The sequence below is a fragment of the Sphingobium sp. TomMM15 genome, assembly GCF_055397045.1.
This window is the reverse complement of sequence record NZ_AP027314.1, coordinates 2,183,431-2,200,000: the sequence shown is the minus strand read 5'-3', so window position 1 is coordinate 2,200,000 and position 16,570 is coordinate 2,183,431. Positions and strand designations below refer to the sequence as shown.

17 protein-coding genes, 1 tRNA gene and 2 rRNA genes (1 of these 20 cut by a window edge) are annotated in these 16,570 nt (G+C 60.8%); 11 read left to right on the top strand and 9 right to left on the bottom strand.

Annotated elements, in window-relative coordinates; genetic code table 11:
• From ACZ51H_RS10970 to ACZ51H_RS10955, 4 genes are all read left to right on the top strand, one after another.
• Nucleotides 1-2,132, top strand: a 23S ribosomal RNA gene (locus tag ACZ51H_RS10970) (it extends 667 nt beyond the left edge of the window).
• A gap of 134 nt (nt 2,133-2,266) precedes the next feature.
• Nucleotides 2,267-2,381: ribosomal RNA gene (rrf, locus tag ACZ51H_RS10965) — 5S ribosomal RNA — on the top strand.
• Nucleotides 2,382-2,464: 83 nt separating this feature from the next.
• Nucleotides 2,465-2,541 (top strand) — tRNA-Met (locus ACZ51H_RS10960).
• A gap of 248 nt (nt 2,542-2,789) precedes the next feature.
• Nucleotides 2,790-3,701 (top strand): oxidoreductase, encoded by a 912-nt coding sequence (locus ACZ51H_RS10955; protein WP_464801833.1) that lies wholly within the window; start codon nt 2,790-2,792, stop codon nt 3,699-3,701.
• Between the two features lie 22 nt (nt 3,702-3,723).
• On the opposite strand, the gene pgeF is transcribed toward ACZ51H_RS10955, so the two are convergent.
• On the bottom strand, nt 3,724-4,482 hold the full coding sequence (pgeF, locus tag ACZ51H_RS10950) for a peptidoglycan editing factor PgeF (protein ID WP_464801832.1): 759 nt from the start codon (nt 4,480-4,482) through the stop codon (nt 3,724-3,726).
• A gap of 140 nt (nt 4,483-4,622) precedes the next feature.
• On the opposite strand from pgeF, the gene ACZ51H_RS10945 reads away from it, so the two are divergent.
• Nucleotides 4,623-6,239, top strand: a complete 1,617-nt coding sequence (locus tag ACZ51H_RS10945) for an amino acid permease (RefSeq protein ID WP_464801831.1) — start codon at nt 4,623-4,625, stop codon at nt 6,237-6,239.
• Between the two features lie 40 nt (nt 6,240-6,279).
• On the opposite strand, the gene ACZ51H_RS10940 is transcribed toward ACZ51H_RS10945, so the two are convergent.
• Nucleotides 6,280-7,557 carry a multidrug effflux MFS transporter gene (locus tag ACZ51H_RS10940; protein WP_464801830.1) on the bottom strand — a complete coding sequence of 426 codons (1,278 nt, stop codon included), beginning with the start codon at nt 7,555-7,557 and terminating at the stop codon, nt 6,280-6,282.
• Between the two features lie 198 nt (nt 7,558-7,755).
• Between ACZ51H_RS10940 and ACZ51H_RS10935 the strand changes: the two genes are divergently transcribed.
• Nucleotides 7,756-8,052 carry an SEL1-like repeat protein gene (locus ACZ51H_RS10935; RefSeq protein ID WP_464801829.1) on the top strand — a complete coding sequence of 99 codons (297 nt, stop codon included), beginning with the start codon at nt 7,756-7,758 and terminating at the stop codon, nt 8,050-8,052.
• 3 nt (nt 8,053-8,055) lie between these two features.
• On the opposite strand, the gene ACZ51H_RS10930 is transcribed toward ACZ51H_RS10935, so the two are convergent.
• Genes ACZ51H_RS10930 through ACZ51H_RS10910 form a run of 5 tightly spaced genes read right to left on the bottom strand, consistent with a single transcriptional unit; the run spans nt 8,056 to nt 11,297 of the window.
• Nucleotides 8,056-9,189, bottom strand: coding sequence for a GNAT family N-acetyltransferase (locus tag ACZ51H_RS10930; protein ID WP_464801828.1), 1,134 nt, complete (start codon nt 9,187-9,189; stop codon nt 8,056-8,058).
• Nucleotides 9,182-9,907, bottom strand: a complete 726-nt coding sequence (locus ACZ51H_RS10925; RefSeq protein WP_464801827.1) for a glycerophosphodiester phosphodiesterase family protein — start codon at nt 9,905-9,907, stop codon at nt 9,182-9,184. Before ACZ51H_RS10925 ends, ACZ51H_RS10930 begins: the two co-directional genes overlap by 8 nt.
• The gene (locus ACZ51H_RS10920; protein ID WP_464801826.1) at nt 9,888-10,352 is read right to left on the bottom strand and encodes a RidA family protein; all 465 of its coding nucleotides are present in this window, start codon (nt 10,350-10,352) and stop codon (nt 9,888-9,890) included. The genes ACZ51H_RS10925 and ACZ51H_RS10920 overlap by 20 nt, the downstream gene beginning before the upstream one ends.
• On the bottom strand, nt 10,342-11,004 hold the full coding sequence (locus tag ACZ51H_RS10915) for an HAD family hydrolase (protein ID WP_464801825.1): 663 nt from the start codon (nt 11,002-11,004) through the stop codon (nt 10,342-10,344). The genes ACZ51H_RS10920 and ACZ51H_RS10915 overlap by 11 nt, the downstream gene beginning before the upstream one ends.
• Nucleotides 11,001-11,297 carry a DUF3572 family protein gene (locus tag ACZ51H_RS10910; RefSeq protein WP_464801824.1) on the bottom strand — a complete coding sequence of 99 codons (297 nt, stop codon included), beginning with the start codon at nt 11,295-11,297 and terminating at the stop codon, nt 11,001-11,003. The genes ACZ51H_RS10915 and ACZ51H_RS10910 overlap by 4 nt, the downstream gene beginning before the upstream one ends.
• A 71-nt stretch (nt 11,298-11,368) precedes the next feature.
• Between ACZ51H_RS10910 and ACZ51H_RS10905 the strand changes: the two genes are divergently transcribed.
• Together ACZ51H_RS10905 and ACZ51H_RS10900 are read left to right on the top strand one after the other, a co-directional pair.
• Complete coding sequence (locus tag ACZ51H_RS10905) at nt 11,369-11,731, top strand: response regulator (protein WP_196224854.1); 363 nt, start codon at nt 11,369-11,371, stop codon at nt 11,729-11,731.
• 247 nt (nt 11,732-11,978) lie between these two features.
• A complete protein-coding gene (locus ACZ51H_RS10900) occupies nt 11,979-13,847 on the top strand; it encodes a PhoX family protein (protein ID WP_464801823.1) in 1,869 nt (622 codons plus the stop codon).
• A gap of 196 nt (nt 13,848-14,043) precedes the next feature.
• Here ACZ51H_RS10900 and rpmG read toward each other — a convergent pair whose 3' ends face one another.
• Nucleotides 14,044-14,211, bottom strand: coding sequence for a 50S ribosomal protein L33 (rpmG, locus tag ACZ51H_RS10895; protein WP_007687342.1), 168 nt, complete (start codon nt 14,209-14,211; stop codon nt 14,044-14,046).
• Between the two features lie 207 nt (nt 14,212-14,418).
• On the opposite strand from rpmG, the gene ACZ51H_RS10890 reads away from it, so the two are divergent.
• From ACZ51H_RS10890 to ACZ51H_RS10880, 3 genes are all read left to right on the top strand, one after another.
• Nucleotides 14,419-14,751, top strand: coding sequence for a hypothetical protein (locus ACZ51H_RS10890; protein ID WP_449474466.1), 333 nt, complete (start codon nt 14,419-14,421; stop codon nt 14,749-14,751).
• A 15-nt stretch (nt 14,752-14,766) separates the two neighbouring features.
• The gene (locus ACZ51H_RS10885) at nt 14,767-15,333 is read left to right on the top strand and encodes a TMEM165/GDT1 family protein (protein ID WP_464801822.1); all 567 of its coding nucleotides are present in this window, start codon (nt 14,767-14,769) and stop codon (nt 15,331-15,333) included.
• Between the two features lie 134 nt (nt 15,334-15,467).
• Entirely contained in the window at nt 15,468-15,959 is a 492-nt protein-coding gene (locus tag ACZ51H_RS10880) for a Dps family protein (protein WP_464801821.1), read from the top strand.
• A gap of 67 nt (nt 15,960-16,026) precedes the next feature.
• On the opposite strand, the gene ACZ51H_RS10875 is transcribed toward ACZ51H_RS10880, so the two are convergent.
• Nucleotides 16,027-16,497, bottom strand: coding sequence for a GreA/GreB family elongation factor (locus ACZ51H_RS10875; RefSeq protein WP_464801820.1), 471 nt, complete (start codon nt 16,495-16,497; stop codon nt 16,027-16,029).
• Between the last annotated feature and the right edge of the window lie 73 nt (nt 16,498-16,570).

Here is a 16,570-nt window from a genome sequence, read left to right as displayed (position 1 = left end):
GCGAGTCTGAATAGGGCGACAGAGTTTGATGCATTAGACCCGAAACCCGGCGATCTATGCATGACCAGGTTGAAGGTGCGGTAACACGCACTGGAGGACCGAACCGTTTAATGTTGAAAAATTATCGGATGAGTTGTGCTTAGGGGTGAAAGGCCAATCAAGCCGGGAAATAGCTGGTTCTCCGCGAAATCTATTGAGGTAGAGCGTCGAATGATTGCCGTTGGGGGTAGAGCACTGGATGGTTGCGGGGGTCGCGAGATCTACCAATACTAACCAAACTCCGAATACCAACGAGTCTAGTTCGGCAGACAGACGGCGGGTGCTAAGGTCCGTCGTCAAAAGGGAAACAGCCCTAACCTACAGCTAAGGTCCCCAAGTCACGTCTAAGTGGGAAAGCATGTGGAACTTCCAAAACAACCAGGAGGTTGGCTTAGAAGCAGCCATCCTTTAAAGAAAGCGTAACAGCTCACTGGTCTAAATAAGAGGTTCTGCGGCGAAGATGTAACGGGGCTCAAGACGTGCACCGAAGCTTAGGGTGTGATCGTTTACGATCACGCGGTAGCGGAGCGTTCCGTAGGCCGTTGAAGCGATCTGGTAATGGGTCGTGGAGGTATCGGAAGTGCGAATGCAGACATGAGTAGCGATTAACAGTGTGAGATGCACTGTCGCCGAAATTCCAAGGGTTCCTGCTTAAAGCTAATCTGAGCAGGGTAAGCCGGCCCCTAAGACGAGCCCGAAGGGGGTAGTCGATGGGAACCACGTTAATATTCGTGGGCCTGGAGGTGTGTGACGGATGGCGTAAATTGTTCGGCCTTATTGGATTGGTCCGGGCAGTGAAGTTGTCCCAGGAAATAGCCCCTCCGTATAGACCGTACCCTAAACCGACACAGGTGGAATGGTAGAGTATACCAAGGCGTTTGAGAGAAGTATCCTGAAGGAACTCGGCAAATTGCCTCCGTACCTTCGGAAGAAGGAGGCCCCACATCAAGGCAACTTTTTGTGGGGGGCACAGGCCAGGGGGTAGCGACTGTTTAGCAAAAACACAGGGCTCTGCTAAGTCGGCTTCAAGACGACGTATAGGGCCTGACGCCTGCCCGGTGCCTGAAGGTTAAGAGGAGGAGTGCAAGCTCTGAATTGAAGCCCAGGTAAACGGCGGCCGTAACTATAACGGTCCTAAGGTAGCGAAATTCCTTGTCGGGTAAGTTCCGACCTGCACGAATGGCGTAACGACTTCCCCACTGTCTCCAGGATATGCTCAGCGAAATTGAATTCTCCGTGAAGATGCGGAGTACCCGCGGTTAGACGGAAAGACCCCGTGCACCTTTACTGCAGCTTCAGAGTGGCATTAGGAAAGAACTGTGTAGCATAGGTGGGAGGCTTTGAAGCGATGACGCCAGTTGTCGTGGAGCCATAGGTGAAATACCACCCTGTTGTTTTCTGATGTCTAACCTCGCACCGTTATCCGGTGCAGGGACCCTCTGTGGCGGGTAGTTTGACTGGGGCGGTCGCCTCCTAAAGAGTAACGGAGGCGCGCGATGGTGGGCTCAGGACGGTTGGAAACCGTCTGTTAGAGTGCAATGGCATAAGCCCGCCTGACTGCGAGACTGACAAGTCGAGCAGAGACGAAAGTCGGTCATAGTGATCCGGTGGTCCCTCGTGGAAGGGCCATCGCTCAACGGATAAAAGGTACGCCGGGGATAACAGGCTGATGATTCCCAAGAGCTCATATCGACGGAATCGTTTGGCACCTCGATGTCGGCTCATCACATCCTGGGGCTGGAGCAGGTCCCAAGGGTTTGGCTGTTCGCCAATTAAAGTGGTACGTGAGCTGGGTTCAGAACGTCGCGAGACAGTTTGGTCCCTATCTGCCGTGGGCGTCGAAATTTGAGAGGAGTTGACCCTAGTACGAGAGGACCGGGTTGAACATACCTCTGGTGTACCTGTCGTCCTGCCAAGGGCGCAGCAGGGTAGCTATGTATGGACGGGATAACCGCTGAAAGCATCTAAGCGGGAAGCCTCCCTCAAGATAAGATTTCTTCGAGCGGTCGTAGACCACGACCTTGATAGGCCGGATGTAGAAGTGTGGTAACATATGGAGCTAACCGGTCCTAATTGCTCTGATCGCGCCTGAGAGTCCCACCATCAATGACAATGCTGGAAACAGCGTCAGCCATTGAGCGTGGTGATCACCTCAAGCCAGATAACAAATAGAAATACCAAATACCGTGCACGGCATCGATTATAACCCAAAGCGCAAGCTTCATTGCTTGGTGACCATAGCGTCTGTGACCCACCCGATCCCATCCCGAACTCGGCCGTGAAACCAGACTGCGCCGATGGTACTGTGGCTCAAGCCCCGGAAGAGTAGGGCGTCGCCAGGCATTGAAGCTTGCGCTTTGAAATAAAAACCCATCACATGTTCACAAAAGGGCGGCCCATAAAGCCGCCCTTTTGCATTTGGTGACGCGGGATGGAGCAGCCCGGTAGCTCGTCAGGCTCATAACCTGAAGGTCGCAGGTTCAAATCCTGCTCCCGCAACCAACAACGTACGATCTAAACCCCCAGCGTGAAATACGCCGGGGGTTTTGTCGTTTATATGGCGCGCGACCACAAAGGCGACAGAAGTTTTTCCAAACATCTCGAGCAATGCCGAAACGTCCAGCGCCTTCCTTAACTCGCGGTGCTGCTACGCCGACACCTCCATGCCATGCGCTAAGCTGATTAGCCTTGTCTTCTCACCCACGATTGGTGACTAAGGATCGATAAGGCGGAAAAGGCGGGAGACGGGAATGGGGTTCACCAATGAGCAGGTGTCGGGTCAGGACGGCCGCACGATCCTGGTCACCGGCGCTAACACCGGTATCGGCTTTGAGACGGCCAAGCTTTTGGCAGCGAAAGGCGCGCGGGTGCTGCTCGGCTGTCGCGACGCAGCTAGAGGCGCCGATGCAATGGCGCAGATTGCGGCCGCAACTCCAAGCGCGAAACTGGATCTCATTCTACTCGATCAGGCAGATCTGGAAAGCGTCCGAACCGCAGCCGAAAGGGTCGCCAGCGAACCCAGGCTCGACGTGCTGATCAACAATGCGGGCGTGATGATACCGCCCCTTACCCGCACGGCCCAAGGGTTCGAGCTTCAATTTGGTGTCAACCATTTGGGGACCTTCGCGCTGACGGCGCTCTTATTGCCGAAGCTCGCCGAAACCGCCGGTTCGCGGGTGGTCGTTACGTCCAGCCTGGCACATCGTCAGGGGCGCATGCTGTGGGACGATTGGAACGCCGAGAAAGGCTATAGTCCCAACGTCTATTATGCCCAAAGCAAGCTGGCCAACCTGCTGTTCGCCCTTGAACTCGACCGAAGGCTACGGGCTGCGGCATCTCCGGTGAGCGCCATCGGCTGCCATCCCGGCGTTTCCCTGACCGAACTCATGCGCCATCTTCCCCGATGGACAAAACCGTTGCTGCCTATTGTGCGGCCTCTTTTCAATCCGGTGGCGGCGGCAGCGTGGCCGACTCTTCAGGCTGCTACCGATCCGAACGCGAAGGGTGGTGACTATTTCGGACCCCAGGGGCGATGGGAAATGCGCGGTGAGTCAGGACCTGCGCTGATCGACAAGCGCGCCAGCGGTACTGAGGATGCCCGGCGGCTTTGGGATCTTTCGATTGAGCTGACCGGGGTCGATCCGCAACTGCCGGCCGACTGACCACCCGACGCAGGCTGCTGCATCAGCCGACGGCAATCATGGAAATTTGCCGTCCATAGCTTGGCTCGCCCAGATGGCAGGAACGGCGATAGCTGAAAAAGCGATCGGGCTGGCTATAGGTGTCCTCATCCAGCATCTCGACCCGGCCGATCCCTGCCTGAGCCAAACGCGCCGCGACATAGGCCGCGATGTCGAACTGGCAATGGCCTTCGCGCCCAGCGGAGAAGAAGCGGCCATTTTCCACATCTTCTTCCTCGAAATTGCGGGCGAAATCGACTGTGACCTCATAAGAGGCGCGGCCGATACAGGGGCCGATCGCGGCGCTAATCCGCTTACGCCGGGCACCCAGTTTTTCCATCGCCGCCAGCGTGCTGTCCGTGACTCCCGACATGGCGCCTTTCCAACCCGCATGTGCCGCGCCCACCACCCCGGCTCCGGGGTCCGCGAGCAGCACCGGCACGCAATCGGCCGTCAATATGCCGAGGACAAGCCCGGGACGATCCGTGACCATGGCATCGGCCGCCGGGCGATCCGCCTCATTTATTGCGCCGGTGATGGTCACCACGTCCGGCGAATGGACCTGCCGCACGGTCACCAGCGCCGCGCCGGGCAGCAGCGCATCCCTCGCCAAGTCGCGGTTGCGCAGGATCGCCTCTCGCTCATCCATTGAACCCAGGCCCACGTTCAAGCCAGCATGCACCCCGCCCGACACACCGCCACGACGCCCGGCAAAGCCATGCGGCACATCGTGCAGGCTGGCGGCGCGCAGCAGTTCGATCATCAGTAGCTCCCTTGGACAAATGTGCCGAAGTCGCGCAACATACTTGCGCGGGCCACAATAGGCGATAGTCTCTGCGTCAGATATAACGGGTCGGCTTCGCGGCCGATCGGGGACAAGATGACAGGCAAAGGGCTCCACGCATGATCTTCGGGCGCATCAAGCCATTGGACGCCATATTGGCGACCGCGGAAAAAAAGTCGCTCGTTCGGACATTGGGGCCGATACAGCTCACGCTTCTGGGTGTCGGTGCCATCATAGGGACCGGCATTTTCGTACTGACCGCCGCCGCCGCGCAAAAGGCCGGGCCGGGCATGATGTGGAGCTTCGTCATTGCCGGAGCAGTCTGCGCCTTCGCCGCGCTTTGCTATTCGGAACTGGCATCAATGGTGCCGGTGTCGGGCTCAGCCTATACCTATACCTATGCGGTGGTGGGCGAATTGCTCGCCTGGATGGTGGGTTGGGCGCTGATCCTGGAATATGCCGTGGCCGCCAGCGCCGTTTCGGTGGGCTGGTCCGGCTATTTCATGGGTTTGATGAAAAGCATGACGGGACTGGAGCTACCCCACGCCCTGTCAGCAGGGCCTGGCTGGAGCTTCAACGGCTTCATCCCGCATGCCGATTTTTCGCATGGCGTCATCAACATTCCGGCCATCGTCGTCGCGCTGGCAGTGACCACCTTGCTCGTCATCGGCACCACGGAAAGCGCGCGGGTCAATGCGGTGCTGGTCGCGATCAAGGTCGCGGCGCTGACCGCCTTTATCGCGCTGACACTGCCCGCGCTGGATAAGGGCAATTTCTCCCCCTTCACGCCCAACGGGTGGTTCGGACCAGAGGGCACGAGCGGGATGGGCGTTGTCGGTGCGGCGGCCTCCATCTTCTTCGCCTATGTGGGCTTTGATGCCGTTTCGACCGCGGCGGAGGAAACCAAGAATCCACAGCGTAATGTCCCGATCGGCCTTATCGGCAGCCTCGCGATTTGCACCGTCTTCTATCTGCTGGTCGCTGCGGGCGCGATTGGTGCCATTGGCGCTCAGCCGGTCCTTGGTCTGGACGGTTCGATCGTGGCACCGGGATCGGTCGGTTTCGCTCAAGCCTGCGCGACCGCCGCCCATGCGGGGGATCTGGTCTGTTCGAATGAGGCGCTCGCCCATGTTCTGCGCTCCATCAACTGGACCGTGGTCGGAAACGCGCTGGGCCTCGCGGCCAATCTCGCGCTTCCTTCGGTCATCCTGATGATGATGTTCGGCCAGACCCGCATCTTCTTCGTGATGGCGCGCGACGGGCTGTTGCCGGAAAAGCTTGCCAGCATCCATCCGCGTTTCAAGACGCCGCACATCGTAACCATGGTGACGGGCGTCTTTGTCGCCATCGCCGCGGCGCTGCTGCCGGTGGGTCAGTTGGCTGACATTTCCAATTCCGGCACGCTCTTTGCCTTCTTCATGGTGGCAATCGCCGTGCTGGTGCTGCGCGTACGCGATCCCAATCGTCCGCGCCCCTTCAGAACGCCCGCCATCTGGTTCATCGCGCCGATGGCGGCGTTCGGCTGTCTCTTCCTCTTCTTCAACCTGCCTGTGGATGCGCAGCTCGTGCTTCCGGTCTGGGGCGGCTTGGGGCTGCTGCTCTATTTCCTCTATGGCTATCGCAAGAGCCATGTCGCGCGAGGCCTCGTCGAGACGCATGAGCAGGATGCCGATGTCCCGCCGATGCCGGTGCCACCGATGCCCGGTGCGCATACGCCGGGCGGACGCGACGCCTGATCAACTGCGGAAGGCGGCGGCGTGATCGCCGCCTTCCTTTTTAGTGGACGGGGTCGAATTCCGGTTCTCGCAACGCACCATGATGCGGGCGGGTGAAGAGCTTCCCGCGTTCGGCGAACAGCACGATAAGAAGCGCCGCGATCCCGAACGCCAGCATACCGATCGTCAGAGGTATGGTCGTCCCGTTGAACGCCCGCCCGACCACGCTACCCAAGGCACTGGACAGCGCCGTGGTCAGGAACGCCTGAAAGGAAGACGCCGCGCCCGCGCCCTTGGCAAAGGGCTCCATGGAAATCGCGCCGAAATTGGACGCGGTGAAAGCGACGGCCATCATCATCGCCGACTGGAAGAACATGAAGGTGAACATGCTTTCCCGGCCGGATGCGATCACGACAAGATGGACGGCGCTCGTCGCGATCATGGACAGAACCGCACCTTGGCTCAGCCGCCGCGCGCCGAATCGCGATACAAGCCGGCTGTTCAGCAGGCTGCCGACCCCCATGCTGCCCGCCATGATCGCAAAAGCTATCGGGAAGAATGACTGGGCATGAAACAGGTCGAAGAAAATCTGCTGCACCGACAGGATGAAGCCGATGAGCCCGCTCATCACCACGCCGCTCGCCAGCATATAGCCTGCCGAACTGCGATTGGTGAGCACCACCGCCATGGTGCGAAAGATCGTTGATGGGTTCATCCGCAGCCTGTTTTCGGGCTTCAGCGTCTCGGGCATGCGTATGACCATCCAGATCAGGATCAGCGCCGCCTGAATAGCCAGAATCCAGAATATCCATCGCCATGGCGCGAACCAGAGGATCGCCTGCCCAAAACTGGGCGCCATCACGGGTATCAACATGAATACGGCGAGGATGAGCGACATGACCCTGGCCATCGCGTCTCCCTTAAACCGGTCGCGGATGATGCCCACGGCGATCACCCGGCTCGCTCCGGCGAAAAAGCCCGCAGACGCCCGGCCCAACAGCATGAGAGGAAAGCTTTGCGCCACCGCGCAGCCGATGGTCGATACAATGAACAGCGCCAGCGCGCTGCCCATCACGGGTTTGCGGCCGAATCGATCCGACAAAATCCCGAACAGCAGCGATCCCACGCCCAGCCCCAGAAAATAGACGCTGATGATCAACTGCCGGTCATTGGCATTTGCCACCGCCAGATCGTGCCCGATCGCGGGCAGCGCGGGCAACATCGGGTCGGTCGACAGCGCGTTCATCGCCATCAGGCAAGCGCTCAGCACCACGAATTCGCGAAAGCCGATGTCTTTCTTTGGTTGTCCGATGGCGACCGGGGGAGAAGGGTTGGTCATGGCGCGGCTATGGGATCAATCCGGCTGCTATGCCAGCTTAACATCACGCGACCTGCCGCATTAACCTTGTACCATCCAGGACTTTCGGGCGCTGATGCATAAACCCTCAAATCCGCGTTAACCATTTTTTATCCCATGCCGGTGCACCGTGGTGGCTGTTGAAATCCATTATCTCGAAATCCACAGGGGGATTCGGTCGTGGCAAACAGTCTGAAAACTGCTCAGTTTCTGATGGAAAGTCGCCTGCCAGTGGCGGGCTGGGAATCGGCGGAGGCCTGTTTCGATCTGGGCGTCGCCTATAGCTGCGGAACTGGTGGCAAGTCGGTCGATCTGGTCGAAGCGCATAAATGGTTCAACCTCGCCGCGCTGCGTGGCAATGAGGAAGGGCAGGCGATGCGCGCCGAGATAGCCGAAGAAATGACGGCCCGCGAAATCGCCGAGGCGCAGCGTCAGGCGCGCGCCTGGATTGCCGCAAACCAGCTGCGCGCCGCTTGATCGTCAGCCTTGCTTGCGGAACGGCGCCCGTTCGCTAAGCCAGATTCGGTCCCGTTGCACGCCAGTGCGTTCGGCAGCGAGGAATTCAGCGACGGCCCGGCGGAACGAAGCGTTGGGCAGGAAATGGGCTGAATAAGTAGGCTCCGGTCCATATCCCCGCGCCAGCTTATGTCCCCCTTGGGCTCCGGCCTCGACCCGGGACAGCCCAAGCGCAATGGCCACCTCGATCGCCTGATAATAGCATAGCTCGAAATGCAGGTTGGGCACGTCCTCGGCGCAACCCCAATAGCGGCCATATAAAGCCTCCTCACCAATCAGGTTGAGCGCTCCCGCAATCGGCCTGCCGTGACGCTGCGCCAGCATCAACAGCACCCGATCCGCCATATTTTCGCCCAGCATCGAGAAAAAGGCCCGCGTCAGATAGGGCCGCCCCCATTTGCGCGATCCGGTATCCTGGTAAAAATGCCAGAAGGCGTCCCAGTGCGCTTCCTTGAGGTCACGGCCGGTCAGGTGGACGATCTCCAGACCCTCGACCGCACGCGCCCGTTCCTTGCGGATGTTCTTGCGCTTCGCGCTCGACAGGCTGCTGAGGAAATCGTCGAAGTCGCGATAGCCGCGATTGATCCAGTGGAACTGGCTGTCTTCGCGGATCAGCCAGCCCGCCGCTTCGAACAGCGGCACCTGCGCTGGCTCCATGAACGTTGCATGGGCGGATGACAGGCCGTTGCTATCGACAAGGCTTTCGATCCCCGCGATCAGCGCCGGTGCCAGCGCGGCATCGCGCAGCAGCAATCGCGGCCCCGGCACAGGGGAAAAAGGCGCGGCGAGCTGAATCTTGGGATAATATTGGCCCCCTGCGCGCTCCCACGCTTCGGCCCAGCCATGGTCGAACACATATTCGCCCTGGCTATGGGTCTTGCCGTAGAGCGGCGCAGCGGCTCCGATCCGTCCGTCGGCTCCATCGATCAGCATCGGCAAGGGCTGCCACCCGGTTCCGGGGCCGACGCTGCCTGATCGTTCCAGCGCGGCCAGAAAATCCCAGCTCATGAAGGGGTTGGCGGTTCCGGCGCAGGCGTCCCACTGATCGCGAGGCAGTTCCGCAACCCCGCCAGCTACCCGCACCACGCATTCAGTCACGCGGAACCTCGAATATGATCTGGTCCGCATGGCGGGCGGCCACAGCATGATCGGCCTTCGTGCGAACCGTCCAGGTCAGCACGGCCAGACCGCGCGCACGCGCCCGCGCTGCGAAACGGGAAGGAAGGTCACGAACATCACAGGCGATAAAGTCGGGTCTCGCCACCCAAAGTGCAAGACCGCGCCGGGCAGCGCCGCGCCATCCTGCGTCATCTTGCTCCGTCACCACCAGGCCTCGCACCGCCTGCGGCATGTGCCGGGCAAACCAGCGCATTGCCATGGGGTTGAAGGACATGACGGCGGCCAAGGCATCCGGATGCCTTGCCAGATCGCTTGCTACCGCTGCACAGAGGGGCGCCACATGGCGGCCCGTGACCTTCAATTCAATCAGCAGCGGGACCGTTTGCCCGCATGTCTGCAACAGCCTCTCCAGCCGTGGAATGCCGCTGCCGTCCACCAGCCTCATCTGCTCAAGGCGTTCGGTCGGGTGGTCCGATAGCATCCCCTCGACACCGGTCATGCGTGACAGGGCGGCATCGTGAAAGACCATCGCTACGCCATCCCGGCTCAGCCGGACATCGCATTCGATCCCACAGCCTTGCGCAATGGCCGCGCGAAAAGCGGCCATGCCGTTTTCACTGATGCCCGCCCCATGCAGCCCGCGATGGGCGAAGGGGCGGGCGGTCAGGAAGGAAAGATCAGGCCGCCGACCGGACAAGGACGACCGCGTCGATCTCAACCACCGCGCCCAACGGCAGCACCGGCACGCCCACGGCGCTGCGGGCGTGCTTGCCTGCCTCGCCGAAGACCTCGACCATCAGTTCCGACGCGCCATTGGCTACCTTGGGCTGGTCCGTGAAGCTCGGGGCGCTGCTGATGAAAGCGCCCAGCTTCACAATCCGCTCAACCCGGTCCAGGCTGCCCAGCGCCGCCTTGATCTGGGCAATGAGGTTGAGGCCGCAGGCCCGCGCCGCCTTGACGCCATAATCAAGGTCGCGATCTTCGCCGAGACGGCCCGTCATCAACTGTCCTTCGGAAAGCGAAATCTGGCCGGAAATATGCAGCAGGCCATTGGCTTCCACTGCTGCGACATAAGCGGCCACCGGCGCGGCTGCTGCGGGCAGGGTGATGCCAAGTTCGGCAAGGCGGGCTTCAACGCTCATTTGGGACTCCATCTGGGTTATCAATGTTTAATGGTGCGGAGCCGTCGGCAAGCCGATCGGCGATCCACCTCTCCGCCGCTGCCCAGTCGTCTATCCGGGCGTGGGCATAGGGGGCGGCATCGACATCAGCCGAAATTTCAGGCTCGCCTACCATATGCAATCTCCACACGCCCGGCGCATGCTCGGTTACGGATTCATGATGCTCGGCCAGGTCGTCGATGAACAGCGCGGCTGACGGCCGCCGCTCGGCGACGATCGCGGCCAGCGGCGCGCCCTTGGGTCCATGGTTCCAGTGCACCGGGAAATCGAGGCCATGCGCCGCCAGCTGCTCCACGCGCTGCTGATGATGCCGCTCCCCGATATTGGTGAGCACGACGATATCGGCCATGCGCGACAGCCTGCCCATCGCTTCGACGGCCCCGGCAATCGGCATCTGGCGGTGCATCTCGGTATCGAAAAAGCCCACCAGCAGCTGCCAGACGAGTTCGCGCTCCAGCGGGATGCCGCTGTCCTTGTGGCGCAGCGCCTCGGCAAAGCCGCGCTCGCGCATATCGAAATGCACGGCATGATGCTCGTCCAGCCATTCGCGGAAGGGAACGACCATGTGCAGCAGCACCTCGTCGCAATCCGTTATGATCAGGGGACGGCTCATCGGCCCAGTTCCCGCCGCGCCGTGATCAACGCCGCTGCATTGGTATCAAGCGCCTCGGCACAGGCGATCAAATCCGGCTCATGATCGGCGAGGAACTCCAGCACGGCACGCAACACCGAAGGATCATTCACGCCAGCGCGCAACGCGTCCGCGTCCAATCCGGTAAGCGCCAGCAGCCGATCCGCCCGCTGCTCATCGCCCAATGTCCAGGCAAGCGCCATCAGCGCCAGCGTCAGGGCCTCTTCGCCATCGGCCGGGCCAAGTTGCTTGCTATCGGGGCTGTCGGAACGCATGATTGATTCTCGGCAAGGGGCAGTTGTATCAGCGCGCTTTTACAATGCGCATCATTTAATGCGGGTGACTGGTGGCAAAGCGCGTGCTCGTTGTCGAGGACAACGAACTCAATCTCAAACTTTTTTGCGACCTTCTGCGCGCGCACGGCCATGAAGTGCTGCCGTTGCGGGATGGGCGCGACGTCGTTTCGCAAGCGCTGGAGTTCCGCCCGGATTTGGTGATCACCGACATCCACCTGCCCCATGTCAGCGGCCTCGACCTGATCGTCTCGCTGAAGCGCGATCCGCGTTTGGCATCTGTCCCCATCATGGCCGTGACCGCCTATGCCGGAAAGGGCGACGAGGACCGGATTCGCGGCGCGGGGGCGCAGGCTTATGTGTCAAAGCCCATTTCGGTGCTGCGCTTTGTCGAGCAGGTGAATGCCCTGCTGTAACGGCTAGAGCATCGTGCGCAAAAGTGGGAACCGGTTTTGCGTCTACAACGATGCGAAAACAAAACTAGAGCGCGCGACCTGCGTCCAATTAAGCGCAGCGCGCTCTATCGGTGATCGTCATCAGACCGTCATCGGTCTTTCATGCCCATGTCCCTGAAATGAAGCGCTGATTTCACGCAGCGCTGCCAAGCCCCGGCCCAGGGACGCGGCATTCCGCCGACAGTCCGATCTGGAACAGGGGTAATTCATGTCTCACCTTACCGACGAGGCGCGCGCGCCTTTTCGCGATGCGGAACCCAGGATCGACGTAGGCAACGACTGCCTTGAAGCCATCGTCGCCGCCAATCCCGGCCGCCGGTCCGTGCTGAAGAATGGATTGCTGGGTCTTTCCATTCTGCCGATGCTCGGCACGCTTGCGGCCTGCGGCGATGATGATGAGTCCGGTTTCCCAACCCCGACGCCTGGCCCCACGCCTACTCCGACGCCCACGCCCAACTATGCGATCGCCTTTGCCCCTGTTGCCGCCAATCAGAATGATACGGTCACGGTCCCGGCTGGCTACACCGTCGATATCCTGCTGAAAGCAGGCGACTCCGTTGAAGCTGGCACCCCCTATTCGGGCAGCTTCCCGACGCCAGCCGACGCCGAAAAATGGGCGGGCGGCAACCATGACGGGATGGAATATTTCGCGCTGTCGGGCACCGACGCCAACAGTGGCGGACTGATCGCGATCAATCATGAGTTGCCCGACTTCAACATCCTTTTCACAGGCAGCTACAATGCCGCCACTGCCACCGCTGACCAGAAAGCGTTGGCGCTTTCGGCAGTCGGCATCTCGGTCGTGGAAGTCGCCAAGGGTAGCGATGGCAAATGGACGGTGAAGGCAGGCTCGCGCTTCAACAAGCGCTACACCGGCAACAGCAGCTATCGCGCGGGCGGACCCGCAGCGGGCCAATTGTCCGGCACGATCAAGGGCATGCTCAACAACTGCTCGTCCGGCCGCACCCCCTGGGGCACTTATCTGACCTGCGAAGAAACTACGGACAATTATCTCGACCCGACGCAGCCTGCGCAAAATTACGGCTGGGTGGTTGAAATCGACCCCTATCAGGAACTGGCCGATCCGACGAAGCGCACCGCCATGGGCCGGTTCGACCATGAAAATGTCGCGCATATGGCCGACAGCAACAACCGCGTTGCCTTTTACATGGGTGACGACAGCACGCCGGGCTGCATCTACAAATTCGTGCCCGATCGCGCTTTCAGCACATCCAACCGTGCCGCCAATACCGGCATGCTGGATTATGGCACGCTCTACGTAGCCCGCTTCAACGCCGACGGCACGGGCGAATGGCGCGCATTGGTGCAGGGGCAGAACGGCCTGCTGCCCGGCGCTTCGGACCCCGGCAACATCAGCCAGAGCACGACGCCGCCCACGCCCGTCATCGTCAACTTCAACAGCCAGGCGGACGTGCTGATCAACACCAAGTCGGCCGCGCGCGTCGCGGGCGGCACCGTGATGGATCGTCCGGAATGGCTGACCGTCGCGCCGGACAACAGCGCCATCTATTGCACGCTGACCAACAATAGCGGCCGCCAGGTCACCGACGCGGCCAATCCGCGCACGCGCAACCTCCACGGTCACATCATCAAGTTCAAGGAGAAGGACAATTCGCCGCTGGCGACGACCTTCACCTGGGAAATCTTCCTGCTGGCAGGCGATCCCGCCCTGGCCTCGGGCGGAGCGAATCTGGTCGGCAATATCAATGGAGACACCTTCTCCAGCCCTGACGGCATCCGCATCGATCCGCAGGGTCGCCTCTGGGTGCAGACGGACCACAGCGTGCCCGGCAATTCGGGCGTGACCGGCACGACCATCGATCAGGCCTTTGGCCACAACGCGATGTTCTATGTCGATCAGACCAGCAAGCAGTCCAAACGCTTTCTGGTCGGCCCCGCTGGCTGTGAGATCACCGGCATCGCCTACACGCCGAACCTCAAGACCTTCTTCGTCAACATCCAGCATCCCACGGGTGACTGGCCGGTCGCGGGGCAGCAGCCGCGCTCATCGACCATCGTCGTGACGCGCACGGACGGTCAGCCAGTCGGCAACTGATGGGTGGGAGGGCTTTTCGCCCTCCTCCGTTTGCTTCGAGCGAGGTCGAGAAGCCTCTCACACCGCTTCTCGGCAAGCTCGAAGCGAACGAAAAGCACAGTTTCAATGGCACAAGGAAAGGCCCGCTCCCTGACAGGGGCGGGCCTTTTCCATCGAAGCCATCAAATGGATCGAAGCGACCGAAGCCGCCTTCAGATCACTTGATCTTGGCTTCCTTGAACTCGACATGCTTGCGCACGACCGGGTCGTACTTACGGAAGCTCAGCTTCTCGGTCTTCGTGCGCGGGTTCTTCTTGGTAACATAGAAGAAACCGGTGTCAGCCGAGCTGACGAGGCGAATCTTGACGGTTGCTGGCTTGGCCATGGCCCTGGTTCCTGGTCGTGAATATCGTGAAAAAGAGAAGCGGCCCCGTGAAGGGCCGCCCCGTTTCAGCAGCCGCCCATGAGGGAGATTCGGGATAATGTCAAGACGCGCGTGGCGGCTGAACGGGCCGCGTGCTAGACTTTACGCGGCCTTAACAGGTTCCGATGCATCTTGTCATCGGAGCGACAGGACAGGGGGATGCTTCCCATGCGACATGATCCGATGCTGGCCATTCTTGCCGATATGCTGCGCCGCGTCGACGGCCTTGCGGGGCAGCGCGGGCAGGTGAGCCTGCTGCGATTGAGCGATGAAGTTGACCAGATTCGCCATGTCGCCCGCGCCTATCATCTCGACAGCGTCGAAGGGCTGGCGGACACGCTGCAATCCGCCCTGTCGTTGCAGGGGACGGGGCCGGTCATACTATCCTACCTCGACCTCATGCGGGATGCCATCGCGGCGGAAATGTCCGATGCGCAGGTGATACCGATCCTCATGGCAGCGAAACCGGCAGCAACCGCCGGAACGCCGCTTTCCTGCTGACGACCGCCCCTGCCGATGGATGCATTGCTGACCGCGCTGCTCGGATGCTTCCTGGCTGAGATTGGCGACAAGAATCAATTGCTGGTGCTGGCGCTGGCGACGCGTTTCAGCCGCGATGGCGCGATCATTGCGGGCATCATGCTGGCCGCTGCGGCCAATGCGGCGATCGGCGCCGTCGCGGGCGCGTTTTTGGCGCCGATGCTGGCATCTAATGCGCGGCTGCTGTTTCTGGCCCTGGCCGTGCTGTTTTTGGGCATAGGCCTTCTTTGGCGGGTGAAAGCCCCCGATCCTCTCGCGGAATGGCCGACGGGGCCTTTCCTCACCACGGCGCTGGGGCTGTTCATCCTTGGCTTTGGCGATGGCTCTCAATTCCTGATCCTGGGCATCGCGACGCGGACGGCAGAACCGCTGCTGGCCGGAATTGGCGGCGCACTCGGTGTGACGGCGGCGCTCGTTCCGGTCGTCTTGCTCCGCGACCGCATCTTGCCTGCGAAGCCCGTCAGGGCGATCCGCCTGACCGCCGCTGCACTGATGCTGATCATCGCCTTAATGCTGGGCGTGACCGCCATGGGGCTGGTGTAGACGCCTCTCATTGATCGACGGAATGGATCAGTCTGAGCGATGATTTCGTCGGGTAATTCCAGCCCTGAGATGGCACCTTATCGCCATCAGATCATTATACCCCCGAAATCATTTTCACGAGCCAGGAGCAAGACATGACAGCCCCCGATCTCAACACGCCCACCGACCTGCGCAGCAACGCCACAAAGTCCGTGGCGCAAGCGCTCAACGGCGTGCTCGCGGACAGCTATGCGCTATATTTCAAGACCAAGAATTTTCACTGGCATGTGTCGGGACCGCATTTCCGCGATTATCACCTGATGTTCGATGAGCAGGCGGCGCAAATCCTGGCGGTGACCGATGCCATTGCGGAACGCGTGCGCAAGACTGGCAACACCACCCTGCGGTCGATCGGCGACATTGGCCGTCACCAGTCGATCAAGGATAATGACGCGGAATATGTCAGCCCCGCCGACATGCTGAACGAACTGCGCGAGGATAATCTTCGCCTCGTCGAATCGCTGCGCGCCGCCAAGTCCGCCGCCACCGAAGCGGGTGACAACGCGACCGAAGGCATTGTCGATGACTGGACCGACCAGGCCGAAGAGCGCGCCTGGTTCCTGTTCGAAGCTGGCCGCAACGGCTGACACATAAAAAGGCCCTCCAGCATAAAACTGGAGGGCTTTTTTATTGCAAGACATTGGATGACCGTCGCTATTCTCCGTCGATCGTTTCGATGGCCATGATGGTGATCGCGCCCGGCTTGCCAGCGAAATCGATTGTCTCATCCACTTCCGCATCCATCATCGCGCGCGCAAGCGGTGCGGTGAAGGCGATCCGCCCCTCTGCCGGTTCCGCCTCGTCATCGCCCACAATGTCGATCCGCTTTTCCGCGCCATTCAGCCGGTAAGTCACGCGCGAACCAAAGGTCACGGCGTCCCCCGCCGCTGCTGGCTGAAGATGCGCCGTTGCCAGCCGCGTACGCCAGTAGCGCAGTTCGCGCTTATGCTTCTTCGCCTCCTCTTCAGCCATCGCCGCCGCATCAATCGCCTCCAGCGCCTCGACCTTCTCGCGCGTCAGCCGCAGCCCGCGCGTCGTTACCCAATTGGGGCCAGGTGGAATCGGGATCTCGAACGTCGGCTCCAGATGCTCCTCGTCGCTCTCGCGGCGAAAGGCGACACTCATGGCACACTCCTCAAAAAACGCCTGCCCACCCCTATCCCAAGGTCGAGATCGCCGATCTTCTTTTCAAGGGAAG